The following is a 24,194-nucleotide window of genomic DNA, read 5'->3' as shown; positions in this document are numbered from 1 at the left end:
ATCCTGTTCAAAAAATGGCCAAAAGATGTGTATAACGATATGGGTTGAAGCGGGTAGCATTTCAGGGCCATGCCCAACGTGAAAATAAACTCGGCGACCAGTAACCAGCCCGCTAAAAAAGGACTTACACAAAAAAACACCAGAGGATTGAGGATGAGGAAACCCAGCAGGGTTAATTTATACCAACCGGGGCATTGCCCCAGAAAATTATTTTGCAGTGCGCGTCTTATCGACATGTCCGTCATTTTCTTTGCGGTTCCCTTATTGTCTAACGGTGTGAAATCTGACTTACCGTTCACTGACGGTAAACGACGTGGTCAATACTAAGCCCAATGCGGTGACTTTTAAATAAATCAGCTTGTGAAGTGTCACAGTTTCTGTCGGAATTCTGTTTTTGTCTCCCTGCCACGCTATTTGATAGCGGACTGCTCTGGTATGATGAGTCCGCTTTTATATCGTAATGGAACATCACACACATGGTTATCAAGGCGCAAAGTCCTGCTGGATTCGCGGAAGAATATATTATCGAAAGTATTTGGAATAATCGTTTTCCTCCCGGTTCTATCTTACCTGCGGAACGTGAATTATCGGAACTGATCGGGGTAACCCGAACCACGTTACGCGAGGTGTTACAGCGCCTGGCACGTGATGGCTGGCTGACGATTCAGCACGGTAAGCCCACGAAAATTAATAATTTTTGGGAAACATCAGGGCTGAATATCCTGGAAACGCTGGCAAGACTCGATCATGACAGTGTGCCGCAACTGATTGATAATCTGCTGGCTGTGCGCACCAATATTGCGGCGATCTTTATTCGTACCGCCCTGCGTCAACACCCTGATAAGAGTCAGGAGGTATTAATACAGCGTGCCAGTGTCGAAGACAACGCCGATGCCTTTACGCAACTGGATTATGCTATTTTCCGCGGATTGGCGTTTGTTTCTGGCAACCCGATTTATGGATTAATCCTTAACGGGCTGAAAGGGCTGTATATGCGGGTTGGGCGTTACTACTTCTCCAACCCGGAAGCGCGTAAGCTGGCTATTGATTTTTATGCTCGTCTGGAAACCATCGCGAAAGAAGGTCAACACGAGCGCGTGATGGATGCCGTGCGTACCTACGGAAAAGAGAGCGGCGCTATCTGGCACAGCATGCAAAACCAGATCCCGCGCGATATTGCTGAGGTTCGTCGCTAATTAACGCCGCCACGTGTCGCGCACTGTGTGAGCGCGACACGTGACACGGGCTTCAGTTAACACCTGGATTACGCGGCGGACAGCGTTCAACCAACTCTACGCTGCCATCTGCATTCTGTTGCTCCAGATAAACATCAAATCCCCACAGTCGGTGTACATGTTTCATCACATCGTGGCTGCTCTTGTCGAGCGGTGCGCGGTGATGAGGAACATAGCGCAGCGTCAGCGAGCGGTTACCGCGCAGATCCACATTCCAGACCTGAATATTGGGTTCCTGATTGCTGAGGTTATACTGCGCGGACAGCTCCTGACGGATCATCCGGTAGCCTTCCTCATCGTGGATCGCAGCAATTTCCAGATAATTGTTATGGTCATCATCCAGCACGGTAAATAGCCGGAAATCGCGCATCACCTTGGGTGACAAAAACTGACTGATAACGCTTTCATCCTTGAAGTTCTGCATGGCGAAATGCAGAGTTTCCAGCCAGTCCTTGCCTGCTATATCAGGTAACCAGTAGCGGTCCTCCTCCGTTGGTGTCTGGCAAATACGCTTGATATCCTGAAACATGGCGAACCCGAGCGCGTAAGGGTTAATGCCATTGTAATACGGGCTGTTGTACGGAGTCTGATAGACCACATTGGTGTGGCTGTGCAGGAACTCCATCATAAAGCGCTCGGTCAATTTTCCTTCATCGTAGAGATGATTGAGAATGGTGTAGTGCCAAAACGTTGCCCAGCCCTCGTTCATGACCTGAGTCTGCTTTTGTGGGTAAAAATATTGGCTGACTTTACGTGTATTAGCTCAGACCTGATCTGACAGTTACCGGTTATTTATACAGGTGTCTGTCAGATTAAATCTGGTTCAGATTTTTTTCTGCCCAGACTCGTTTACCATCAAGTAACGTGGCCATTGGCGTACGCCCGCAGCACATTTTACCCTGATGAGTTCGCTCATTATTGTAATGCCACAACCAGTTGTCCAGATCCTTTTGTAGACTTTCTAGGTCCTCGTATAACGTCTTACGGAACGCAACCTGATAAAAATCCTGCAAAATAGTTTTATGGAAGCGCTCGCAGATACCGTTTGTCTGCGGAGACATCGCTTTCGTTTTCGTATGGTCTATATCGTTGATAGCCAAGTACAGCTGATAGTCATGTTGTTCCACTTTACCGCAGTACTCCGTCCCCCTGTCCGTCAGTATTCTTAGCATTGGCAGCCCCTGAGCTTCGTAGAACGGCAGCACGCGATCATTGAGCAGGTCGGCGGCAGAGATCGGTGCTTTACTCGTGTAAAGCTTGCAGTGCGCCACTTTCGAGTACGTATCCACGAACGTCTGCTGGTAGATACGGCCAACACCTTTCAGATTACCCACGTAGAAGGTGTCCTGCGACCCCAGATAACCCGGGTGAGCAGTCTCTATTTCACCACAGGCTTCGTCGTCGTGCGCCTTCTTCTCCAGTGCAGCGATTTGAGCATCAGTAAGTACGATGCCTTCTCTGGCAACTTTTTCCTCGAGTGCCTTCAGGCGCTTACGAAAGTTTTCCAGATCGTGTCGTTGCCAAATGGAGCGCACACCGCTGCCAGAAATGAAGACGCCTTTTTTACGCAGCTGATTACTGGTCCGGTGCTGGCCATGAGCCGGGAACTCAATGGCGTAATCAACAACCGCACGTTCAGTGGCTTCATCAGCACGGTTTTTCAGGTTGGGAACCCGGCGGTTTTGGTTAACCAGAGCGTCAATGCCGCCTTCTGCCGCCAGTTCCTGATAGCGATAAAACGTGTCGCGTGACACCCCATGATTTTACAGGCTTTTGATACGTTACCGAGTTCTTCGGCGAGATTGAGCAGGCCGACTTTGTGTTTGATGATGGGATTGTTAGTATGAAGCATGAGAGTTACCTCGTGTTTTGTATAAGGATTCGACACCCATATCAAAACCGGTAACTCTCAACCTTTCAAGGTCCAGTGTCAGATCAAGTCGCGACTAATACACTTTACGTACAATGCGCAGTACTTCGCGCTGCCAGGGTTCCAGTAACGGCGCATTCTTCTCCATAAAATAGAGAATATTTTCCTGCGGCTCGCGTGGGAAACGACGCGCCGCTTCGAGCGAAACCTCGGGATCGCGGCGTGGCAGGGTGCGCCACAGTTCATTGACCTGACTTTGCAAATAGGCCTCACGGCTTTTCTGACGCAGTTTTTCCTCTTCCAGCGAAATCTTTTGCGGGCGTTTGTAGCGGTCGACGCCGTAATTCATCAGCGCATGGCAGGAATCAAGCAGTTGCTCGACCTCTTCTACGCCATAGCGCTCTTCGCATTGGGCGATGTATTGACGGGCAAAAATCAGGTAGTCAACGATGGTGCCTGCATCGGTCCAACTTCGAAACAAATAGTTACCTTTAAAAAAGGAGTTGTGACCATAGCAGGCGTGCGCCATCACCAAGGCTTGCATGGTGATGGTGTTTTCTTCCATCAGATATGCGATACAGGGATCGGAGTTGATAACGATCTCATAGGCCAACCCTTGCTGACCGTGCTTATAGCGCTGTTCGGTTTCGATAAACCGCTTACCAAAAGACCAATGGGAGTAATTGATGGGCATACCGATGCTCGAATAGGCATCCATCATTTGCTCAGAGGTGATGACCTCGATTTGATGTGGATAGGTTTCGAGGCGATAGTGCTTCGCCACCCGATCAATCTCCTCAAGGTAGGTTTGCAGCAAATCGAACGTCCAGTCTGGTCCATCATTCAAACGTGTCTCAGCTTGCGGTACTCGAGTCTTTGTTTTTGTCACCATCAGCGCGCCCCCCACAGTGCCTTCTACACGCTTTCGTGCAGACTCTATTAATCGTAGCTCACTCTGATAAAAGTGCCGTGAAAACCAGTGTTTGGCAGAAAAGATTGCCGCGAAAACAGCAGCATAAAACGGCACTTCATCCGCGTAATAATAGATAAATAGTATGTTAGCCAAGCGTGACAACGGTAAATCACGTGTTACATTAGCTTTTTATTTTGGGTAGTAGCGATTCAGGCAACATATTGCGCCGCAAACGGCGAGTTATCATGGAGATAAGTCAACATGCGGGTTGTAATTTTAGGCAGTGGCGTTATTGGCGTCAGCACGGCGTGGTATTTGTGTCAGGCGGTGCATGACGTCACGGTCATTGACCGACAGCCTGCACCGGCCTTGGAAACCAGTGCGGGCAACGCTGGGCAAATTTCCCCCGGTTATTCCGCACCTTGGGCTGCGCCCGGCATCCCCTTGAAAGCCATAAAGTGGCTGTTCCAGCGCCATGCGCCGTTAGCCATCCGGCCCGATTGCTCCAGTGAGCAGTTGCGTTGGATGTGGCAGATGCTGATGAACTGCGATTCTGCGCATTATCAGGTCAACAAGGCACGTATGGTGCGCTTGGCAGAATACAGCCGTGACTGTTTGCAGGCATTGCGTGCTCGCACGTCGATTTAGTACGAAGGACGCCAAGGCGGGACGCTGCAACTGTTTCGCAGCGAGCAGCAGTATGACAATGCCAGCCGCGACATTGCAGTTCTGCGTGATGCTGACGTGCCGTACCAGTTGTTGACCTCGCAGGAACTGGCGACCGTGGAGCCTGCGCTCGCCTCGGTGGCGCATAATCTCAGCGGCGGGCTGCGTTTACCCCATGATGAAACTGGTGATTGCCAATTGTTTACTCAGCGCCTCGCTGAAATGGCACAGGCGGCGGGTGTGGCTTTTCGCTTTGGCGAATCCGTCGAGCAGTTGCAGGTGGCTGGCGATCGCATCACAGCGGTGCGCTGTAATGGGCAAACAATAACCGCGGATGCCTATGTGGTAGCCTGCGGTTCCTACTCGACGGCGTTGGTACGCCAGTGGATGCACCTGCCGGTCTATCCCCTGAAAGGCTATTCATTAACGCTGCCGCTTGCCAACTAAGCCGCAGCACCGGTTTCAACGGTACTTGATGAGACGTATAAAGTGGCCGTGACGTGCTTCGACCGTCGTATTCGTGCTGGGGGCATGGCAGAAATCGTCGGTTTTGACACAGCCCTCAACCCTAAACGCCGAGAAACGTTGGAAATGGTGGTTCGCGATCTTTACCCTGACGCAGGGCCAGTAGCGCAGGCGACGTTCTGGACCGGGTTGCGCCCGATGACACCGGATGGCACGCCGCTGGTAGGCCGTTCACCGCTCGCCAATCTTTATCTTAATACAGGACACGGCACCTTAGGCTGGACGATGGCGTGCGGTTCAGGGCAACTGCTGGCGGATATCATGTCTGGTAAGACGCCTGACATTGCCCATGACGATTTGTCGATATTTCGTTACGCCAGCGCGTAAATCCATCGGGTTGTCGCGCTGCGCTCAACTGAGCGCCGTAATCGTGCCGCGCGTCTTTGCGCTTAAACGCTGGGCGCGTAGCGCCAACAGCGTCGCGCACAGCATGGCAAGCGCCAGCGTGCTCTGTGGTGAGAAGGGTAGCGCCATCACCGCCAGCCCAACACACGCGCCGCCTGCCATTTGCACGAATCCTACCAGCGCCGATGCCGTACCCGCTTCATTCGCATAAGGTTCCAGTGCATAGCTGGTGGCTGGACCGATGGCAAACGCCAGGCCAGCAAACGCTACCACCACCTGAGCCATAAAGATCCACCAACGCTCCTGTAGCGCATCTGGCAGCCACAAGATTATAGCGCACAGCAACAAAAAACCGCTGCCAATCAATATTACGCTGAGCGTCAGGCAAGCGGGGCGGCCAATTTTCACGATCGCGCGCGTTGCCAGAAGGCTCATTGCCATCACCCAAAAGCCGTTTGCGCCGAACACCAGTGAGAACTGTAACGGTGACAAACCGCCATGTACCATCAAGACCACTGATGCCACTGACAGATAGGTCAGGGCCATCCCCATAATGCCCGCATTGCAGCCAGCAAAGCCGATGAAGCGAGGGGTAAAAAGGATTCGCGCATATTGTTTGATGGGCAAACCTAGCAGGCACAGGGTGTCAGCCGGGCGGGTTTCGGGCAGATAGCGCAGGGCGAGCAACAGGACAAGGCTGGCATACAGCGTCAAAAACCAGAAGCAGGCGCGCCAACCGAATGCGGCGGACAGCAAGCCGCCAAAAAACGGGGCCAGAGCGGGCACGATATTCAACGTACCGTTAAGAAAGCTGAAAGTGCGTGCGGCATCATCACCGTTTAACCGGTCACGCACAGCGCTAAACACACCACGGCGGTACAACACACGGCAACGCTTTGCAGTACGCGGGAAGCAATGAACACCGTCCCACTGGTCGCCAGCGCTGCCGTGATGGCACCCACAATGTAAATCACGGTTCCGACCAGTGCCATTGGGCGGCGTCCTATACGGTCAACCAACGGACCCGCCACCAGTTGTCCCCATCCCATAATCATGATAAAAAACGAAATGGTTGATTGAATGGTCGCGTTATCGCTGTTCAGACCTTGTGAGATGGCAGGGATCACCGGAAGGTAAAGATCGATGGCTAATGGGCCGAGCAGCACTAACATAAATAACAACAGCACAAATCTTTGTATGGTCATGGCAAGGTGAATTCCGTTCCCTGGCAAGTGAATGAATAACGTAGTGCTTGCCTTTGGTCATCGTCAGGAAAGGCAGGTTGCATAACCACACTGTAGTGAATGGTACGACACAACGGGCGTGCTTTACTACGATAGAAGCGTTTTTTGGTGTTTTGCGACGATCCGGCGGCTTACGCTGGTGAGATGGTCGTGCCACGTCCACCTAGACTTAGTCTGCTCAGTTATTTTTAGTGACGCTGTCACTTTAAACCTTTTGCTCTGTGAGTCATTTGCCCCAATGAGACTGCCAATATTGCCAGCAGCATCAGCGTAGTAACAGGGGCCAGAACCGCCCAGGGGGCGCGTTCAATATAAGGCATGCCTTCAGCGACAATCCGCCCCCATTCAGGGTACGGCGGTTGTTGTCCCAATCCGAGAAAACCTAACGCCGTCAATGCCAGTGTGATACCGGGAAAACGCACTAAGGCGTGACGCGTGACGGGGCCAACCAGTGCAGGTAGCACATAGCCCGTGAAGCGATGCCAGCGGCCAACCCCCAGCAGTGGGGTGATGCGCACGTAAGGGCGCGCAAGTATCTCTTCAACCAGTGCGGCAGTATGCGCTGCCAGCGGTGCCCAACTTACCAGCATCACCGCCAGTGCCGCACCATAGGTAGAGGGCCCGGTCAGGGCGACGACGATAAGGCCCGCCATCATCGGCGGTAGCGCATTGGCTATCTCCATCGGACCAATAAAAAGGCGCGGGAAAAGTCCAAACAGAATACCGAGAAGCAAACAGGCAGCGCTGACGCCGGTGGCGGTGATAAGCGTAGCAAACGCACCGTGCGCCACGCGTGCCAGCAGATCGCGCCCGGTGGCATCTGCGCCCAACGGCAACGCGAGACTGGGGGATTGTAAGCGAAGAAAATCAGAGGCCAGCGGATCGCGGGTCAGTCCGACAGCGATCAGCAGCACCAACGCCAGTGCAATAGTCATTGGGAAGGCATAATGCGGACGACGGATTGGGCTTATGGTTGGGGCGGGCAAGGATCCGCTGCGCAGCGCGCGTCCCAGTATCAACTGGCGGAATAGGTTGCCAAGGGCACCGCTCAGCGTTGCAATTAACACTAACAGCAGAACGCCGCATTGCAGGGCGGGCAGATCCTGTGCGGCTGAGGCCCCAAGTGTGGCGCGACCCAAACCGGGGATAGCAAAGATCTTTTCTACCGCCACTGCACCCCCGTTAGTCCTACGGTGATCAAGCCAATTTGTGGTAGTAACGCAGGCAGCGCGCGCCGCAGAACCGCAATGGCGCAATCAAATTGGCTTACGCCTGCCACGCGCCAGGTGATAAGCCACGGCTCGGCGAAGGTGCTGCGCAGTGCATCCGCCAGTAAGAGTGCCAGTAATCCCCCTGCGGGCAGCCCCAACGAGAGCGCAGGCAGCACCATATGCTGTACGCCGTGCCAGCCATACGGGGGAAACAGCGGCAGCCAGACTGCTCCGGTCAGCGGCAGCAGGGACGCCAGCAAATATTCTGGCAGGGTAGTGAACGCCATCGCCCAAGCCCCGTGGCTGTTATTCACCTTACCACTCAGCCCATTGCGCAGCGTGGAAACGCACAGCAGCGTAGCAACCAGTATGGCCAGCGTTAAGGCCGCCCCCATCAGCGTCAGCGATACGCCTGCCGCGTCTAACATGGCGGGTAATACCGGCTTGCCAGAGATCCAGGAGTGCCCTGCATCCCCCTGTAATATACCGGGCCACCACTGCCACAACAGCACTATAGGGCCTTGGTCGAGACCGAGTTGGCTGCGAATAGCTTGCAACGCCTCGGGCGTTGCCTCTTGTTCGGCGGATTTGGCGCGCAGTACGCTGAGTGCGGGATCGCTGCCGGAAAGCCAATGCAACAAGCCAATGAGCGCGATGACCGCAAAGGCGCTCACGGCACGGGATATCAGCGGAGTGATAACCGCTCCGAAACGTAAGGGAGATGCGATCATGGTTGGTGCATCAGCCTGGTGATGTGTGTTTGTGGTGTAACCAGCATCCGTTCACGCGGATCGCGTGCCGCATGATGTACACCAGTCGCTTCGCCCTGAATCACCCGTTCGTGCAGCAAGGGGATCGCCGCATCCGTGGCGAGAATACGCTGTTCGGCTGCCATGATTGCCTTACGCCGCGCTTCTCCGGCGGGTATAGCGGCAGCGGTGAGCAACGCCTCATCGACAGCAGGGTCGCACAGCTGTGAGAGATTAAACGATCCTTTGCAACTGAAATCGCTGTAGAGATAAGCCACCGGATCGCCGGAATCCAGCACCGTGGCGCGCGACAGGATAAAGGCATCGAACTTTCCGGCTAACGCATCGGCTTCAATTTGGGCGTATTCACGCACTTCTTGCTGAACGGTAAACCCGGCTGCGGTTAACTGTTGTGCCAGATAAACGGCAACTTCCGGTAGCTCCGCACGATCGCTGAAGGTCGCCAGTTTGATAACCTCTCCCTGCGGATGGCGTGCAGGGGTCGGCTGGTCTACCGCATGGCGCAGCGGCGCAGCCCAACGCAGCGCCGGGCCAAGCAAGCCGTGGGCAATATCCGCCCGGTTCTCATACACGTTCTTTACCAGCACGTCCCGTTGAACGGCATCGCGCACAGCAGCATGCAGTCCGGCATCACGCAGTGGGCCAAGGCGAGTGTTGAGATACAGGGTATTAGTGCGCCGCATAGGCACCTCATGGATTAGCGCTGGATCGATCAAGGGGGCTTGCGCGACCGGCACGGCCTCCACAATATCCGCGCTGCCGCTTCGCAGCGCTGCGGCGCGGGCTGTTCCATCTGGAACGAAATCAACATCAAGACCTGAAGCTTGCGCAGGCGTGCCCCAATAGCCGTCAAAGCGCTCAAGGGTAGCGTGGCTGGTGCCCTGAACGGCGGTTAACACAAAGGGGCCACTACCGTGGCGGATCGGGTCAACACGGCCTTCCTGATACGCATTGGGTGAGAGGATAGCCAGTTGTGGGCTGGATAGCCGCTGGGGCAACAAGGGGTCGGGGGTGGCGGTAGTTACCCGCACCGCATGGTCTCCATCAGCACTGATGTGCAACGTAACGCCATCCAGAATACGCGGTTTGGGCGCGGCACGCGTCGCAGCGCTGAGTGCATTGACCACGGCAGCCGCTGTCAGCGGTTCACCGTCGTGGAAACGCACATCGGGACGCAGGGTGAAGCGCCAGGTGGTGTCGTTTATCGACTGCCAGACCGTTGCCAGGGCTGGCTGTGCATCACCGTTTTCATCCAGCACGATCAGCGTTTCGCTGGTGCTCCACCTCGAAAGCTTAAATGCGTCATCGCTGAGGGGTGTCAGACCCGCACGGGAAGGTTGCAGCATCGCGATGCGAATACGATCGCAAAGCGTTGCCGTGTGTTGTACCGCCGTGGTGGTGTTTAGCGCTGTGCGTGACCGGTTAAACGGTGATGATGCCGCACGCACTTTCGGCTTTCTTAACGGTACGTTGAATATCGTGCCCGCTCTGGCCCCGTTTTTTGGCGGCTTGCTGTCCGCCGCATTCGGTTGGCGCGCGCTGGCAACTTCCGTTGCTGTTTTCTCTTCGTTGCCAAAGCAGCCAGTAAGCCCGGTACCGCCAACGATCAGCAGTAAAGGAAAAATTCGACGATAGACTAACAATATAACAGCGTCCTTTCAGGGAAAAATTAGCAATAACAATCAGTGAGTGTTGGGATGGCTGCCAGCAGCGTCCGCGTATGAGGATGGGCAGGCGTGGAGAGCAGCGCGTTACACGGCCTGTCCTCGACAATCTGCCCCTCATGCATGACCAATACGCGTTGGCACAGCGTCGCCACGGTGGAGATATCATGGGAGACCAACAGCATTCCCATATCGTAATGCTGGGCTAGGCTGTGTCCCTTAATTACATAGCCTCTGGTAAAACAGGCGGATGCAGCCCAGTTTCAACATTGCCAGATAATTCCTCGCCGTTTTGTCGTAACGTGTCGCAATGCGACGGTATTCTTTCAGACGGCCAAAGCACCGCTCAACAACGTTCCGATTGCGGTAGGCGTCACGATCGAGCTTTGAACGACCATCCACCGCCATTTTTTCAGTGGATTTTCGGGGGATGACAGTTTTTATACCTCTGTTTTTCAGCTCGTTACGTAATACATGCCCGGAGTACGCCTTGTCAGCCAGCACCGCATGACCACGGCGTTTCATACTGCCGTTCTGGCGTTGAACACCAATACCGTCCAAAAGACGTAGTGCAAACTGACTTTCATGAGCCTGACCGGGGCTCAACACGATGTTTAACGGAAGACCACTTCCGTCTGTAGCCATATGGATTTTGGTGCCAAAACCACCTCGAGAGCGACCCAGCCCATTATCTCCGGTGATATCGGGATGTTTTTTTGAGCACCGGCAGCACATTTCAGCGCCCTGATATTGCTACCATCCAGCGCAGTCGCTGACCAGTCCACGAGGCCATGGGCATCAAGTGATGAAAGTAACTTATTGAAAATAAGGTTAATGACTCCCGATTTTGACCATCGGTTAAAGCGGTTATAAACGGTTTTCCATGGGCCGTATCGCTCAGGTAAATCACGCCATGGGGCACCAGAGCACAGCCCCCAGAACATGCCATTGATAATCATGCGATGCTCAGCCCATGGGCGTCCGGCCTGTGGTGTTGCTGGTTCAGCAGGGAGTAAGGGCTGGATGATAGCCCATGCTTCATCGGGAAGGTCGTAGCGAGCCATAGTTTAAAATGATGTAGAAACAAATAGTTAGTATAACTCATGGGATTAAGGGACACAGCCTAGTTGGCCAAATAATGTCGTTATCTGCTCGCGTAACGGTAAATCCAAACCGCTTACCGGTTCATCAGCGATCAGGAAAGCCGGTCGCAAGGCCAGCGCGCGCAATGGCTACCCGTTGTGCTTGGCCACCGGAAAGTGTTCCCACCCGCTGATGCAGCAGTGATGCTGGCAAGGCGACATCGTCAAGAGCGCGTTGCAATGCCGATATCGGCGGTGCGCCATGGCCAGCGTAGTGCAGCGGTGGAAGCCGGAAGAACGGCACGGCCCTGAGAGCTCACACTTCCTGAATCGGGCGTTTCTAATCCCAATAAAATCTTCAGCAGCGTTGATTTTCCGGCACCGGATGCACCGACTAATCCCACATGCTCACCTTTGTTAAGTGACAGTGTCATTGAATCTATCGCGCAATGATATTGCGTGGGTTGCCAGAAACGTGTGCCTGGCCGCGGGTACCGATGCGTTACCTGACGCATCGCCAGAAAGGGGGGCGTCGTGGCCGCGTGCAATGCAGAAGCACACATCTTATGTTACCCCGCCAGCGCTAACGCATTCTGAGATACCAGCTGACGCTGTTGACGTGCAGCCGTCATCAACGCAACGGTGTAAGGGTGTTGTGGGTGACGTACTAATGCATCGATGGTGCCTTGTTCAACGATCTTGCCATCGGACAGAATCAATGCCCGCGAGCAAAGCGCAGCGGCCACGGCGATATCGTGGGTAATAAACAGCAAGGCACGTTCAGGTGCACCGCTGGTATAGGTCTTTAGTGCCTGTAGCACCTGAGCCTGAGTGATGACGTCCAGTGCGGTGGTGGGTTCATCCGCAATCAACAGCGCGCTTTGACTGGCGAGAGCCAGTGCGATACATACTCGCTGACGTTGCCCGCCAGAAAGTTCACCGGGATAGCGATGGGCGATGTGCTCCGGCTGAGAAAATCCGGCGGTAGCCAGTAACCTGATCCCTGCCTCCCACGCGGTGCGTGCGGATGCTGCGCCGTTAGCGCGCAGCGCCAGTACCAACTGCTTGCCGACACCGATCAGCGGATGCAGTGCCGCCGAGGTATCTTGGTAAATGGCGGCAATGCGCGGTTGCTGCGCTAATCTGTTTTGCCCAGAAAAATGAATGTCGCCACTTATCATCGAGCCTGCAAGGGGCAACCCTAACAGGGCGCGTGCAGTAAGCGATTTTCCAGAACCCGATGCCCCGAGGAGTGCGACACGCTCACCGGGATGCAGGGAAAAACTGATGTTGTCGAGTTTTGTTATGCCATTAAGGTTGAGAGTTAGGTTGTTGACGGTCAGCAACGGCATGCAGACAGGTCCCTGTGGTGCAGTAAAGTTACGTTATAATGTATCACATGATATAATATAATGTAACATTTAGGCTGTGTCCCTTAATCCCATGAGTTATACTAACTATTTGTTTCTACATCATTTTAAACTATGGCTCGCTACGACCTTCCCGATGAAGCATGGGCTATCATCCAGCCCTTACTCCCTGCTGAACCAGCAACACCACAGGCCGGACGCCCATGGGCTGAGCATCGCATGATTATCAATGGCATGTTCTGGGGGCTGTGCTCTGGTGCCCCATGGCGTGATTTACCTGAGCGATACGGCCCATGGAAAACCGTTTATAACCGCTTTAACCGATGGTCAAAATCGGGAGTCATTAACCTTATTTTCAATAAGTTACTTTCATCACTTGATGCCCATGGCCTCGTGGACTGGTCAGCGACTGCGCTGGATGGTAGCAATATCAGGGCGCTGAAATGTGCTGCCGGTGCTCAAAAAAACATCCCGATATCACCGGAGATAATGGGCTGGGTCGCTCTCGAGGTGGTTTTGGCACCAAAATCCATATGGCTACAGACGGAAGTGGTCTTCCGTTAAACATCGTGTTGAGCCCCGGTCAGGCTCATGAAAGTCAGTTTGCACTACGTCTTTTGGACGGTATTGGTGTTCAACGCCAGAACGGCAGTATGAAACGCCGTGGTCATGCGGTACTCGCTGACAAGGCGTACTCCGGGCATGTATTACGTAACGAGCGGAAAAACAGAGGTATAAAAACTGTCATCCCCCGAAAATCCACTGAAAAAATGGCGGTGGATGGTCGTTCAAAGCTCGATCGTGACGCCTACCGCAATCGGAACGTTGTTGAGCGGTGCTTTGGCCGTCTGAAAGAATACCGTCGCATTGCGACACGTTACGACAAAACGGCGAGGAATTATCTGGCAATGTTGAAACTGGGCTGCATCAGCCTGTTTTACCAGAGGTTATGTAATTAAGGGACACAGCCTAACCCGCGAACTCAGGAACATTCATCTCCCTGTCATTAAGCGTAGTTGGCATCTGCAAAATTTCCTCATTGGCGAAAACCTCTTTTTAAGATATTTCAATAACTCACTCAGCGAAGTATGCCGCTACAATGGCGGTAGCCTCTGGGCATTCATGCCTCAGGCTCATCTGGAATGACGATAGTTGCAGCATGTGCTTTAATGCCATGCGGTTTGCACATTTAACGATTATGATTGATATAAGCAAAATACGATTTTGATAATTCATATCAGTAATAGGAATAATAACGTTATGAAAAAATCATCTATGATTTATACCTCTTTGCTGCTGGCAGGGTCGCTGGCGGCAACAACGGCAGTTGCGGCGGATTTCTCACTGGGAGCCGGGGTATTAGGTTCCATCAGCCCGTATCGCGGGGGCGATAATGCACTGTATCCGGTGCCAATGGTGACCTATGAAAGTGACAACTTTTATTTTCGCGGGCTGGGCGGGGGGTATTACCTGTGGAATGACGGACAAAACCGCCTGTCGGTAACGGCACTCCATTCTCCATTGGGATTCAAACCGGGTGACAACGACGATGCGCAGATGAAGCAACTGGATAAGCGCCGTGGCACGCTGATGGCGGGTCTGGACTATTTTCACTCCGCGTCTTGGGGGATTTTGCGCACCTCTGTGGTGGCCGATACCTTAGGCTACAGCGACGGTTATCTGTGGGACAACACCTACCTGTATCGCTTCGAATTGGGTGACTGGTCATTGACGCCGGGCGTCGGTGTGACCTGGAGCAGCGAAAGACTCAACCGCTATTACTTTGGTATCAGTGGCAAAGAGGCATCACGCTCAGGGTTAGGGGCTTACAGTCCGGATGGTGATTGGTCGCCGTACGCCGAGTTGAGCACCAACTACCGTATCAACGATAGCTGGAGCGCATGGGCCACCGGACGCTATGTGCGCCTGGCGAATGAAGTGAAAGAGAGCCCGATGGTCGATCGCAGCTATACCATGGTGTTTGGCGCGGGTGTGAGCTATCGCTTCTAACACCTGATGCGCTAAAGCAGGGCAAGTGCCGCACAATAATGGGGTGATTTCACCCCATTTGCACGTTTATGGCGCGCGACGGCTCAGCTAGGGTATTCAACAGAATGCAAGGAGGATAGCGATGGCAACCCGACAGATTCGATTTCCTGATGGTTCAACGCTGCCCGCTGTTGGGCAGGGCACGTGGTTTATGGGGGAAGCGGCCAGTGAGAAGGCGCGTGAAATAAAAGCCTTGCAGGCGGGGCTTGATCTCGGACTTAGGCTTATCGATACCGCAGAAATGTACGCCGACGGCGGTGCGGAGAGCTTGGTGGGGGCTGCTCTGCGCGGGCGGCGCGACGAAGCATTTCTGGTCTCCAAGGTCTATCCCCACAATGCGGGCGGCACGCGTGCGATTGAAGCCTGTGAACGCAGCCTGAAACGGCTGCAAACCGATGTGCTGGATTTATACCTGCTGCACTGGCGCGGCGGTATCCCGTTGGAAGAGACCATCACGGCGATGGAGGCGCTGCAACAGGCCGGCAAGATTCGTCAGTGGGGTGTTTCCAATCTGGACGTGGCAGACATGAATGAACTCTGGTCCTTGTCAGGCGGTGAGCGCTGCATGACTAATCAGGTGCTTTATCATGTTGCTTCGCGCGGTATCGAGTTTGATTTGCTGCCTTGGTGTCAGGCACGCGCCGTGCCGGTGATGGCCTACTGCCCATTAGCACAAGCAGGTACGCTGCGCCGCAACCTGTTTTCTCATACTGTGATAATGCGCATAGCGCACAAATACCAGGCGACGCCGGCACAAATTATGCTGGCTTGGGTATTGCGGCAACCCGGCGTGATTGCCATTCCGAAAGCGAGTTCGGTGGCCCATGTTGAAGAAAACGCCCGCGCGCTCACGTTGGAATTGGATAGTGGTGATATTGCTGCGCTGAATGTCGCTTTTCCTGCCCCGACCAGTAAGCAGTCGTTGGATGTTGTGTAGCGGGAGAGGGCAGTGAAGCATTACGTGTTAGCGCCGACCGCAAGCCTGCGAGCGGCGATTTCGGATCTATCGAAGCAAACCCGTTTTGCTGATCAACGTTTTACGCTAATCACCGTGGTCAAACGCGCTGGTGCGGCGGGGGTGGCAACAAACGGCTGAGTCACACGAGTCGTTTCCACGCAGACAAAGGTTTTATAGCCGTCATCCGGCATGTCGGCGATGGTTTTAGACAGTTCCGCCGCCGGGTTCCAGGCAACCGCATCGCTGTGGTGCGTGTGGTGCACGTCGATAGTGCGTTTCAGCGTTGGGTCCCACTATGCTGCTCACTGCTTGCGGATGCGTATAGATGCGATCGGTGCGCTCAGTGAACGTCAGATCGCCACCTTGCGTCGTCAACTTGCCTTGATTGACCTTATCGATAAAGGTATCGCCCAAACCGCTGACGCGGATATGGTCAATGTCACCAATCTGGAAGTAGGTGTGCAGGGCGCTGGTGATGCTGTAATCACCCTGCGCTTCTAACTCGATCGTGCAGGTTTTACCCAGCTTGTAGCGCGCAGTCAGCGTAAAAGCGTGTGGCCAGCTTGCCAACGTCTCCGGCGTATCACGCAGGGTGAAAGTTAACTCAACGCCGTTGGCATCTTCACGGTGCGCGGTGAATTCCCACGGCAGTAAACGGGCAAAACCGTGGTTAGGTTCCGCAAACGGGCCAAACCATGGGAAGCAGATCGGCACACCACCGCGAATGGCGACGCCCTCTGCGAACGGCGTGCTGTCGCTCAACCAAAGCACTGGGACTTCACCTTGCGGCTGCCAGTGCAGCAGATGGGCACCTTGCAGCGTGACAGCTGCGCGTACCTGCGGATGATCAACGACAATGACCGGCAGTTGGTCTACCTGGCGTTGACTGAGCGTGGATGAAATTTCAGATTTGATGGGAAGTGAAAAACATTTATCGTTCATGATGTTATCTTGTTTTATTTGTATTTCGTGTTGCATCATGTCGCCCCTTGCATCGCTTATCGCACCGTCGCCTTATTTGGAGATGCGGGCTATCAGGTCCAGTACTTTGTTGGAGTAGCCGGTTTCGTTGTCATACCAGGAAACCAGTTTCACAAAGTTGTCGTTCAGCGCGATACCGGCTTTGGCATCGAACACAGACGTCAGAATTTCGCCGTTGAAATCGGTGGAAACCACGTCCTCTTCAATGTAGCCCAGAACGCCTTTCAACTCGCCTTCAGAAGCGGCTTTGATAGCTTTCTTGATTTCTTCGTAAGTTGCTGCTTTTTCGAGACGAACAGTCAGGTCAACCACAGAAACGTTCGGGGTCGGAACGCGGAACGCCATACCGGTCAGTTTGCCGTTCAGTTCCGGCAGAACTTTACCTACAGCCTTGGCTGCACCCGTAGAGGACGGGATGATGTTCTGGGATGCGCCGCGGCCGCCGCGCCAGTCTTTATGAGACGGGCCATCAACGGTTTTCTGGGTAGCAGTGGTGGCGTGAACAGTGGTCATCAGACCTTCGATGATGCCGAAGTTGTCGTTGATTACTTTTGCCAGCGGTGCCAAGCAGTTAGTGGTGCAAGATGCGTTGGAAACGATATCTTGTCCGGCATATTTGTCAAAGTTGGCACCACGAACGAACATCGGGGTGTTGTCTTTGGACGGGCCAGTCAGAACCACTTTTTTCGCGCCAGCGGTGATGTGCTTACGTGCAGTTTCGTCAGTCAGGAAGATACCGGTTGCTTCTGCAACCACGTCAACACCAACTTCGTCCCACTTCAGGTTAGCCGGATCTCTTTCTGCGGTAACGCGGATTTTTTTGCCGTTAACAATCAGCTGACCGTCTTTCACTTCAACGGTGCCGTCAAAACGGCCGTGAGTTGAGTCGTATTTCAGCATGTAAGCCATGTAGTCAGCGTCCAACAGGTCGTTGATTGCAACGATCTCAATGTCAGAACGTTTCTGAGCAGCACGGAAAACAATGCGGCCGATGCGGCCAAAACCGTTGATACCTACTTTTATAGTCATATATTCCACCAGCTATGGTTTGTGAATAATGGTTAGTGAATAAAGGTTGGTTGTAAAATTACAAAAACCTTGCTGAGCGTCAAGCGGAATCGTGTCAATAGTTGCGGCAAGTCAAATCTGATGCGCAACAGTTGCACGAAAAAGCGCCGTAATGAAACTTAGGAACATCTTTCCCTTAAATGGGAGCGTTTGCACCAATATAAAGCCCGCAGGCCCGATAAATGTGATAGGTGTCACAATTGCTGAGGCCTTGGTCGGTTACTCCTCATTTTAGTCGGAAAAAACGTTATGAGGATGTTAATTCTTGTTAAACTAAGTTATGCCAAACAAAAATGATGACGAGACAATCATGGATAAGCCAGCTTCAACGTCTGCAACGGCAGGCAAGGGAACGTTGACGGAAATGCAACAGTACGTGACGCAGCAACGCGGCACTGAGCCTGCCTATTCAGGCAAACTGTTACACAATAAACGCACCGGGGTATATCACTGCCTGTGCTGCCAAAGCGCGCTGTTTTACTCCGACAACAAATATGACTCTGGATGCGGCTGGCCCAGCTTTGATCGGTCCGTGGCGAAGGGGGCAATCCGTTATCTGGAAGATTTTTCACATAACATGCATCGTATCGAAATTCGCTGCGGTAAATGCGATGCCCATTTGGGGCATGTGTTCCCCGATGGACCGCAAACCACCGGCGAGCGTTACTGCGTTAACTCGGCCTCGCTGAGCTTTATCGATGGTACCGACGGTGAGAAAGTGGATGGCTGATATTTTCGCGTAATTGCTGTAGATAAAACGTTTCAGCTTGCTTGGCTTTGATGACAAATAGCTTGATGACAAATAGCAATGACAGGATGGAATAACGATGCTCGACAAACAGCTTGATGAAGTTGTGACGGCGCTGACGCCGGATATCTACCAACGCCTGGCAACCGCCGTGGAGCTGGGAAAATGGCCTGATGGCGTACCGTTGACGCAGGAGCAAAAAGAAAATTGCCTGCAAATGGTGATGCTATGGCAATCACGCCATAACGTTGATGCGGAACACATGACCATCAATACCGACGGTGAGTTGGTGATGAAAAGCAAGCAAGATCTGAAGCAGGCGTTTGCCATCGACAACCTGATTCAGCGAGAACGTCAGTAACTGAGGTCCCTGCATGCACAGGGACTCGACGTTATGCGGGGTGGTGTGCTAATCCCGCGATAACGTCGGCCAGGCCAATACGACGTGCTCCGTGAGCCACCATGTCGGCCAGCGCTGCTTCGCTATCATCTGGTTGGAGATTCACCACGCGACAGCCCTCTTCAACGATCTGCACGTCATACCTGAGTTCCAACGCATCTAGCACGTTAAATTTTACGCAGTAGTCCGTTGCCAGCCCCATGATGATCAAACGCGTGATGCCACGTTGGCGTAACAGGTTATCCAGTGCGGTGGCGGCGCGTTTGCCGTTGTCGAAAAAAGCGCTGTAACTGTCAATGTCATGCTGAGTGCCTTTCTGTATCACCGCATCAAACGCCTCATGATGAAGGCGCGGGGTGACACTCCGCACCTCGCGTGCCCTGTACGCAGTGCACTGGCCACCATGTTTGCGCTAATCCTGCCAGTTCACCACGCTCTCCCACGACAGCACCAGGGTTATTGTCGGCGAAGCTCAGATGATTGGCCGGATGCCAGTCCTGGCTGGCGATGACGAGTATCCCGGCTTTCTGTGCTGCCGCTATCGCTAGGTTGGCAACATCGATGGTGACGTCACCCTGAGCGACAGGCAGTGCGCCGTCCGGACAAAAATCATTCTGCAAATCAACCAACAACAGGGGATAGTTTATGGCGGTATGGTTCATGGCAGCTCGCTCCAGCATCCGGGTTATGCGTCCTGGGTCAATTCGCCGCGCAGGTCTTGTTGCATTAACTGGCGAATGGTATCAGGGGTTAAATCAGGTTGGCTCAGCAGATAATGCAGTTTAGTCAGCGCGGCTTCCACTGTCATATCAAAACCACTGATCACGCCAGCCTGCGCCAGCGCATTTCCAGTGGCGTAGCCCTCCATATTCACCCGTCCGGAAATGCACTGAGTGAGGTTAACCACAACAATACCCCGCTCCGATGCCTGACGCAGTTCGTCCAGTAGCGCTGGGCTTTGCGGGGCGTTACCTACACCATAAGAACGCAATATCAGCGCCTTGACCGGCTGGCGCAGGAAGTTACGCACTACGTCCGCTGAAATCCCTGGATAGACGGTAATCACGCCGATCGGTTGTGGGGTAATAGGATGTACGATCACTGGTGCGCTGGGGGTTTCCGACTGCGCTGACACCAGGCGGCGTATGTGAATACCGGCCTCCAGCAGCGTCGGGAAGTTGGGGGAAGCGAACGCATCAAAACCGTCAGCATGGGCTTTCGTGGTGCGGTTACCGCGCAGTAACTTGTTATTGAAAAACAGGCTGACTTCATTCACCGGGTGATTAGCCGCGACATAAAGCGCATTGAGCAGGTTGGTTTGCCCATCAGAACGCAATTCGGCCAACGAAATTTGTGACCCTGTCACAATGAGTGGTTTTGCTAAATTCTCCATAATGAAGGAGAGAGCAGATGCCGTGAAGGCCATGGTATCGGTGCCGTGCAGAATTACGAAACCATCATACTCATCATAATGCTGTTGAATATCCTCAGCGATAGCCTGACAATCGGCAGGGGTCATGTCGGAGGAGTCAATCAGCGGGTCATATTCATGGATGGTAAAATCAGGCGTCTCCTGGCGATGGAACTCCGGCATGTTGGCCAGCTGTTGTTGCAGGTGACCTGAAACCGGAATGTAACCATTGGCGGAACGTTGCATACCTATGGTCACCTCGTTATACACATCTCTGTTCGTGCCTGAGCGCGCGTAGCGTTTCGGCGGCCGTCATGACTTTCTGCAAGCCTTTCCTGATAGTTTTTGCGCCTGGTTCACCGTCGCCTTTTCGAGCAAGAAAGCCTCCCAGTTGCGCAACTAAGCGCAATACTTCGTTTAGCTTAGGGCGGCCCTTGGGCATACGCTTGTTCATCAGTAGGTAAGCTCCATGAGTCTCGTCGGAATCAAAGAACAACATTGCGTCCAGCTCTGGACAGGTTCGTCCCATACGCATTAAATAGGCGATGCGCCATGCCACGATCATGAACAGCGCCAATGCCCGCTCAATGCGATCCACGGTCGATAACTGTAACGCTTCGACACAGCAGCCGTTCTTCAGCACATTGAAGAACATCTCGATTTCCCATCTAGCCCGATACCAGTCGATCAGCTCCACGATATCTTCTCGTCCTTCAGGTACGCGATTGCTCAGCAACCGCCACTCGACCGGCTTCACGCCTGCTGGCGGCTCAATTTCCTTGGCTATCACACAAGTCACTGCCAACCCGCAACGCAGCGACACTCGCTTCACGCGCAGCGCCTGTTTCACCGTACGCGCCTTCTGCCCCGCGCGAGCCGCCATAACGAATTGGATTTCTCCCACCGGCACGGTCTTTCCAACCTTCTGCCAAAGCTTCTCATTACAGTCCAGACTGCGATTATGAGTCGAGCGGATCAACCAGTCAGCCGGAGTGCCAAGGTCATCAGCGAGCTGCATCAACGCCTTGATATCCGCTTCGCGATCGGCTAAGTACACCAGACGTGTGTTTGGCAACTCCGAGGCGAGTTCAGCAACTCGCTCGTATCCCTCGAGCCAGCGCGTACTCTCCTTGAGCCCATCGCGTTTTCCGTCTGCATCCTTCGGCTCTCTTGCCCACATCCACGCATCCAGTACGCCCAACCCCACGCGATCCGGACTGACCGCGTAGGTCGGATGCAGGTACAGACCACGCCTGGCTTCGTAGTTCAAGGGACCCAAGCCTTGGATTTGCTGCCCGTTGAAGTCAAGCTCGGTAGTGTCTTGGATACACAGCACAACCTCGTGTTCTCGGATCCTTTCCTGCGTACGCTGCCAGTGAGGTTGCAGAATGTCTCGCCATTCGAATGCTTGGTTCTCCATGAAGCGGTAAGCACCCAGCGTCTCAGACCATCCGAGGCACGCATGCGGAATGCTGGCTTGCGGATTCTCAGCCAGCCGTATCAAAAGCCCTTTGGCACGCTTATTGAGCCTCGTGTCACCAAGATTTACCCCTTCCAGTTCTTGGTGTGCCCAGCCATCTGAATCCCGTGTCATTTTTCAGCGCCGTAAATGGCGATAGTACACGTCGGTTTCACTTCATTTACAACCCCACCGGCTGCCTATTTCAGCCCGCTAACCCTTGGCATATAAGGCGTTGCGGACTTGTGTATAACGAGGTGACATAAGCCGGGCTGAGGGAAAATCCTATGTGACGATGTTTATTTCACTTCACCGCAGGCCATGCAAAGGGCATAGCGATGTTGCGGATCGTTAAACGTATTGAGCAAAGCAGGCTGTGCTTGCACCACCTCAGCCAACTGCGCTACCGGAGCAGGTAACATGGCCTGAAGTCGGGCCGGCAACCAAGCATGAGCGGCGGCGTTGAAGCGGTTTAGCATCATATACAGCAGGCTTGGCTGCTCTTCAAACCAGTTGAGCTGGTATTGGTCCAGCTTGGCCAGTTCAGCGGCTTTTTTGACCGCGTCGTCAAAGTCACCCAGTTGATCGACCAACCCGTTGGTCTTGGCGTCGTCACCGGTCCATACGTGCCCCTGGGCGATTTTATCAATCTCTTCCGGGCTTTTCTTACGTGATTGCGCGACCAGTTCGACGAAGTTTTTATAACCCCGCTCGATGCTGATTTGCATCATCTGCGCAAACTCGGGCGGCAGCGTTTTAGTGATGCTGAGATCTGCTAACGGCGAGGTTGCCACACCATCGGTATGTACGCCGATAGCGCCAAGGGTATTTTCAAACGTGGTGATCACGCCAAATATCCCAATTGAACCCGTCAGGGTGCTCGGACTGGCGATGATGGCGTTCGCTGGTGTGGAAATCCAGTAGCCGCCGGACGCGGCCATACCGCCCATGGATACCACGATCGGTTTGCCTGCCAGACGTACTGCCATCAACTCAGAGCGAATCTTCTCTGAAGCGGTTACGCTGCCTCCAGGGCTATTAACGCGCAGCACGATCGCCTTGATTTTAGGATCCAGTCTGGCCTGACGAATTTGAGCCGCCGTGGTATCACCACCGACCACCCCCGGGGGTTCTGGACCATCAACAATAGCGCCGCTGGCAAAGATCACCGCAATTTCTGCGCCGCTTTGATTGTTCGGTTTTTCGGTGTAGTCGTAAATGCTGGTGTAGTTGAAGCTCTGATTTTTGGTGTCCCAGCCGAAGGTTTTTACCAGCTTCTGTTCGATGACCGAACGTGATGCCACTTCGTCCACCAGTTTGTTTTCCAGCGCATAGCGTGCCGGATCGCCTTGCACCGCCTGAAGGCCAGCAATAATCGCGCTGGCACCGGGGAACAGCTGTTGTGGTGTAATTTGGCGGTTTGCTGCAACCGTATTCAGGTAGTTTTGCCACAATCGACCGACCCAGCGCATATCGGCTTCGCGCGCTTCGGGGGACATATCGTCACGCAGGAAAGGCTCTACCGCAGATTTGTAGGTACCGACGCGGAATACGTGACTGGTTACATCCAGCTTTTCCAACAGCGATTTGTAATAGAGACCATTGGTGGCGAAACCGCGCAGATCGACATTACCCTGCGGGGTGAGTGAAATGCTGGTCGCGAAACTGGACAGATAGTATTGCGTTTGGCTGTAACTGTCGCCGATCGCAAAAATGGGCTTGCCGCTGTCGCGGAATTCACGCAATGCCTTGCCGATATATTGCAGAGAGGGTTGGTCGGCACCGACGAAATCGCTCAGATCGAGCACCATACCGGTAATATTGCTGTCGGTTTTGGCCTGACGAATAGTATTAACAATATCAAACAGCGAATTTTCCTGACGGCGGTTTCTGGAAGCACCAAAAAATTCTCTGTCCAACTGACGCAGTTTATTATTGACCGTCGGCTTATCGACGACAACGCCAGTGATATCAACGAGCAGCGCGCCATGAGGCGTTTGGGGCGGTGCATTTTTAAACTGCGCATAAATACCTGCACCCCCCAGAATCAACACAATCAGAAACAGGTTAAGAATAAACTCGCGGGTGAAATTGAGCAGACGCCAAGTCCACTTGAAGAGTTCGCTAAAGATTCGCCACAGTGTGCGCATGTTATCTCCAAAAACGCCAAACATAATACCTGCTCGCTGTTCCTTTTGATGGCAAAGCGAGCAGTAAAGGGTTGC

At 53.6% G+C, this 24,194-nt stretch carries 13 protein-coding genes and 12 pseudogenes; 8 read left to right on the top strand and 17 right to left on the bottom strand.

The annotated features are described in order from the left end of the window. Positions 1 to 50: 50 nt before the first annotated feature. Positions 51 to 245, bottom strand: a pseudogene (nhaB, locus tag ACWWJF_RS22810) (sodium/proton antiporter); the annotation flags it as partial. A gap of 231 nt (positions 246 to 476) precedes the next feature. On the opposite strand from nhaB, the gene fadR reads away from it, so the two are divergent. Next, positions 477 to 1,196, top strand: a complete 720-nt coding sequence (gene fadR, locus ACWWJF_RS22805; RefSeq protein WP_455870651.1) for a fatty acid metabolism transcriptional regulator FadR — start codon at positions 477 to 479, stop codon at positions 1,194 to 1,196. Positions 1,197 to 1,248: 52 nt separating this feature from the next. On the opposite strand, the pseudogene ACWWJF_RS22800 reads toward fadR, so the two are convergent. The 3 pseudogenes from ACWWJF_RS22800 to ACWWJF_RS22790 form a co-directional block, all read right to left on the bottom strand. After that, a pseudogene (locus ACWWJF_RS22800) lies at positions 1,249 to 1,989 on the bottom strand (SpoVR family protein); the annotation flags it as partial. Between the two features lie 58 nt (positions 1,990 to 2,047). Then, a pseudogene (locus tag ACWWJF_RS22795) lies at positions 2,048 to 3,087 on the bottom strand (IS481 family transposase). Positions 3,088 to 3,187: 100 nt separating this feature from the next. Beyond that, positions 3,188 to 3,997, bottom strand: a pseudogene (locus ACWWJF_RS22790) (SpoVR family protein); the annotation flags it as partial. Between the two features lie 282 nt (positions 3,998 to 4,279). Between ACWWJF_RS22790 and ACWWJF_RS22785 the strand changes: the two are divergent. Beyond that, positions 4,280 to 5,536 (top strand): annotated as a pseudogene (locus ACWWJF_RS22785) (D-amino acid dehydrogenase). A 24-nt stretch (positions 5,537 to 5,560) separates the two neighbouring features. Here the strand turns inward: ACWWJF_RS22785 and ACWWJF_RS22780 are convergent. From ACWWJF_RS22780 to ACWWJF_RS22770, 3 genes and pseudogenes are all read right to left on the bottom strand, one after another. Then, positions 5,561 to 6,753, bottom strand: a pseudogene (locus tag ACWWJF_RS22780) (multidrug effflux MFS transporter). Positions 6,754 to 6,998: 245 nt separating this feature from the next. Further along, positions 6,999 to 8,740: pseudogene (locus ACWWJF_RS22775) on the bottom strand (ABC transporter permease subunit). Next, positions 8,737 to 10,227: an ABC transporter substrate-binding protein gene (locus tag ACWWJF_RS22770; RefSeq protein ID WP_455870650.1), complete on the bottom strand. Its 1,491-nt coding sequence runs from the start codon at positions 10,225 to 10,227 to the stop codon at positions 8,737 to 8,739. The pseudogene ACWWJF_RS22775 and the gene ACWWJF_RS22770 overlap by 4 nt, the downstream one beginning before the upstream one ends. Here ACWWJF_RS22770 and ACWWJF_RS22765 point away from each other — a divergent pair. Next, positions 10,145 to 10,318, top strand: a pseudogene (locus ACWWJF_RS22765) (Bcr/CflA family drug resistance efflux transporter); the annotation flags it as partial. The gene ACWWJF_RS22770 and the pseudogene ACWWJF_RS22765 sit on opposite strands and share 83 nt — an antisense overlap. A gap of 130 nt (positions 10,319 to 10,448) precedes the next feature. On the opposite strand, the pseudogene ACWWJF_RS22760 reads toward ACWWJF_RS22765, so the two are convergent. The 4 genes and pseudogenes from ACWWJF_RS22760 to ACWWJF_RS22745 all read right to left on the bottom strand — a co-directional run. Further along, a pseudogene (locus tag ACWWJF_RS22760) lies at positions 10,449 to 10,652 on the bottom strand (ABC transporter ATP-binding protein); the annotation flags it as partial. Positions 10,653 to 10,662: 10 nt separating this feature from the next. Beyond that, positions 10,663 to 11,507 (bottom strand): IS5 family transposase gene (locus ACWWJF_RS22755; protein WP_455870649.1). Its coding sequence is split into 2 segments (ribosomal slippage): positions 10,663 to 11,162 and positions 11,162 to 11,507, totalling 846 coding nucleotides; the frame shifts between segments, so codons are not numbered across the junction. 60 nt (positions 11,508 to 11,567) lie between these two features. Next, positions 11,568 to 11,953 (bottom strand): annotated as a pseudogene (locus tag ACWWJF_RS22750) (ATP-binding cassette domain-containing protein); the annotation flags it as partial. A gap of 141 nt (positions 11,954 to 12,094) precedes the next feature. After that, a complete protein-coding gene (locus ACWWJF_RS22745) occupies positions 12,095 to 12,877 on the bottom strand; it encodes an ATP-binding cassette domain-containing protein (protein ID WP_455870648.1) in 783 nt (260 codons plus the stop codon). A 132-nt stretch (positions 12,878 to 13,009) separates the two neighbouring features. On the opposite strand from ACWWJF_RS22745, the gene ACWWJF_RS22740 reads away from it, so the two are divergent. The 3 genes from ACWWJF_RS22740 to ACWWJF_RS22730 all read left to right on the top strand — a co-directional run bounded on the left by ACWWJF_RS22740 (position 13,010) and on the right by ACWWJF_RS22730 (position 15,881). Next, a protein-coding gene (locus ACWWJF_RS22740; protein ID WP_455870647.1) for an IS5 family transposase occupies positions 13,010 to 13,854 on the top strand; the annotation gives its coding sequence in 2 pieces (ribosomal slippage) (positions 13,010 to 13,355 and positions 13,355 to 13,854; 846 coding nt in all). A 301-nt stretch (positions 13,855 to 14,155) separates the two neighbouring features. Then, positions 14,156 to 14,905, top strand: a complete 750-nt coding sequence (locus ACWWJF_RS22735) for a MipA/OmpV family protein (protein ID WP_455870646.1) — start codon at positions 14,156 to 14,158, stop codon at positions 14,903 to 14,905. A gap of 121 nt (positions 14,906 to 15,026) precedes the next feature. Next, positions 15,027 to 15,881 (top strand): aldo/keto reductase, encoded by an 855-nt coding sequence (locus ACWWJF_RS22730; protein WP_455870645.1) that lies wholly within the window; start codon positions 15,027 to 15,029, stop codon positions 15,879 to 15,881. A 92-nt stretch (positions 15,882 to 15,973) separates the two neighbouring features. On the opposite strand, the pseudogene ACWWJF_RS22725 reads toward ACWWJF_RS22730, so the two are convergent. Then, a pseudogene (locus ACWWJF_RS22725) lies at positions 15,974 to 16,844 on the bottom strand (D-hexose-6-phosphate mutarotase). A 72-nt stretch (positions 16,845 to 16,916) separates the two neighbouring features. After that, positions 16,917 to 17,912, bottom strand: coding sequence for a glyceraldehyde-3-phosphate dehydrogenase (gapA, locus tag ACWWJF_RS22720; RefSeq protein WP_455870644.1), 996 nt, complete (start codon positions 17,910 to 17,912; stop codon positions 16,917 to 16,919). A gap of 349 nt (positions 17,913 to 18,261) precedes the next feature. Here gapA and msrB point away from each other — a divergent pair, with 349 nt between their 5' ends. Both msrB and ACWWJF_RS22710 read left to right on the top strand, forming a co-directional pair. Then, positions 18,262 to 18,681: a peptide-methionine (R)-S-oxide reductase MsrB gene (gene msrB, locus ACWWJF_RS22715; protein ID WP_455870643.1), complete on the top strand. Its 420-nt coding sequence runs from the start codon at positions 18,262 to 18,264 to the stop codon at positions 18,679 to 18,681. Positions 18,682 to 18,778: 97 nt separating this feature from the next. Next, entirely contained in the window at positions 18,779 to 19,060 is a 282-nt protein-coding gene (locus tag ACWWJF_RS22710) for a YeaC family protein (RefSeq protein WP_455870642.1), read from the top strand. Between the two features lie 31 nt (positions 19,061 to 19,091). Here the strand turns inward: ACWWJF_RS22710 and pncA are convergent. From pncA to sppA, 4 genes and pseudogenes are all read right to left on the bottom strand, one after another. Then, a pseudogene (gene pncA / locus ACWWJF_RS22705) lies at positions 19,092 to 19,746 on the bottom strand (bifunctional nicotinamidase/pyrazinamidase). 38 nt (positions 19,747 to 19,784) lie between these two features. After that, positions 19,785 to 20,756, bottom strand: a complete 972-nt coding sequence (ansA, locus tag ACWWJF_RS22700) for an asparaginase (RefSeq protein ID WP_455870641.1) — start codon at positions 20,754 to 20,756, stop codon at positions 19,785 to 19,787. A 16-nt stretch (positions 20,757 to 20,772) separates the two neighbouring features. Beyond that, on the bottom strand, positions 20,773 to 22,104 hold the full coding sequence (locus ACWWJF_RS22695) for an IS4 family transposase (protein WP_455868420.1): 1,332 nt from the start codon (positions 22,102 to 22,104) through the stop codon (positions 20,773 to 20,775). A gap of 164 nt (positions 22,105 to 22,268) precedes the next feature. Further along, positions 22,269 to 24,119 (bottom strand): signal peptide peptidase SppA, encoded by a 1,851-nt coding sequence (gene sppA, locus ACWWJF_RS22690; protein ID WP_455871222.1) that lies wholly within the window; start codon positions 24,117 to 24,119, stop codon positions 22,269 to 22,271. Positions 24,120 to 24,194 lie beyond the last annotated feature (75 nt).

The organism is Symbiopectobacterium sp. Eva_TO, from assembly GCF_053848865.1.
This window is presented reverse-complemented; position numbering and strand designations above follow the sequence as displayed.

Bases quoted from the DNA above. Each gene is read 5' to 3' on its own strand.
- fadR (WP_455870651.1), top strand. From the start codon at position 477: ATGGTTATCAAGGCGCAAAGTCCTGCTGGATTCGCGGAAGAATATATT.
- gapA (WP_455870644.1), bottom strand. From the start codon at position 17,912: ATGACTATAAAAGTAGGTATCAACGGTTTTGGCCGCATCGGCCGCATT.
- ACWWJF_RS22695 (WP_455868420.1), bottom strand. From the start codon at position 22,104: ATGACACGGGATTCAGATGGCTGGGCACACCAAGAACTGGAAGGGGTA.
- ansA (WP_455870641.1), bottom strand. From the start codon at position 20,756: ATGCAACGTTCCGCCAATGGTTACATTCCGGTTTCAGGTCACCTGCAA.
- msrB (WP_455870643.1), top strand. From the start codon at position 18,262: ATGGATAAGCCAGCTTCAACGTCTGCAACGGCAGGCAAGGGAACGTTG.
- ACWWJF_RS22735 (WP_455870646.1), top strand. From the start codon at position 14,156: ATGAAAAAATCATCTATGATTTATACCTCTTTGCTGCTGGCAGGGTCG.
- sppA (WP_455871222.1), bottom strand. From the start codon at position 24,119: ATGCGCACACTGTGGCGAATCTTTAGCGAACTCTTCAAGTGGACTTGG.
- ACWWJF_RS22745 (WP_455870648.1), bottom strand. From the start codon at position 12,877: ATGCCGTTGCTGACCGTCAACAACCTAACTCTCAACCTTAATGGCATA.
- ACWWJF_RS22730 (WP_455870645.1), top strand. From the start codon at position 15,027: ATGGCAACCCGACAGATTCGATTTCCTGATGGTTCAACGCTGCCCGCT.
- ACWWJF_RS22710 (WP_455870642.1), top strand. From the start codon at position 18,779: ATGCTCGACAAACAGCTTGATGAAGTTGTGACGGCGCTGACGCCGGAT.